Here is a 943-nt window from a genome sequence, read left to right on the forward strand (position 1 = left end):
AACCTCTCATCCCCTGGGATACTCTCTGTCTGGCTCAAAAGATTTAATGAGCTCGGTATCAAAGGGCTCAAAATGCGCCAGAAAGGAAGACCCTCAATGAAACAACAACCTCAACGTACCACTAAGCCTGATAATGAAATGACGCTTGAGGAGCTAAAAGAGGAGTTGGTCTACTTACGAACCGAGAATGCCGTTCTAAAAAAGTTGGAAGAGTTGGAGCAGGAAAAAAACCGTCGAACAAAGAAAAAGCGGTCATAGCTCTAACTCTTAAAGGCAAGTACCCGTTAAAGCACTTACTGCGCACTCTACAGCTGGCAAAAAGTGTCTTTTATTATCAGGCTCAAACGAGCAAGCGCCCAAATAGCTACGAACGTGAGCTGCGGTTGATAAAGTCAATTTATCATGAACATAAGGGTCGATACGGCTACCGCCGTATTCACTTGGAACTAAAAAATCAGGGGTTCGTGCTTAATCATAAAACGGTTCAAAGGCTTATGGCTCAGCTCAACCTTAAATCGACGGTCAGGATTCAAAAGTATCGTTCATACCGAGGAGAGTCAGGAAAAGCAGCTCCCAACGTGCTTGAAAGAGATTTTAGTACGACTCAACCCGATGAAAAGTGGGTAACTGATGTCACGGAGTTCAAAGTCAAAGAACAGAAAGTATACTTATCTCCCGTTGTCGACTTGTTTACTCAGGAGGTGGTTGCTTATAGAGTGGCCAAAAATGCCTGCTTGCCGCTTGTCACGGATATGCTGACGGAGGCTATATCAAAGCTGAAACCCAACTCAAAGCCAATTATACACAGCGATCAAGGTTGGCAATATCGCCATCGACAGTATCAGAAAAAGGTAGCGGAGAGTGGGTTAACGCAAAGCATGTCGAGAAAAGGTAACTGCTTGGATAATGCGGTTGCTGAAAACTTTTTTGCTTTACTCAAAAC

1 protein-coding gene and 1 pseudogene are annotated in these 943 nt (G+C 44.0%); both read left to right on the forward strand.

All coding sequences use genetic code 11. The annotated features are described in order from the left end of the window. Positions 1–258: pseudogene (locus tag F0251_RS24255) on the forward strand (helix-turn-helix domain-containing protein); the annotation flags it as partial. Then, a partial coding sequence (locus F0251_RS24260) for an IS3 family transposase (RefSeq protein WP_171731986.1) occupies positions 255–943 on the forward strand: 689 nt, incomplete at its 3' end. The pseudogene F0251_RS24255 and the gene F0251_RS24260, both read left to right, overlap by 4 nt.

It is taken from the genome of Vibrio sp. 070316B (assembly GCF_013114115.1).
In the GTDB taxonomy this organism is placed as follows: domain Bacteria; phylum Pseudomonadota; class Gammaproteobacteria; order Enterobacterales; family Vibrionaceae; genus Vibrio; species Vibrio chagasii_B.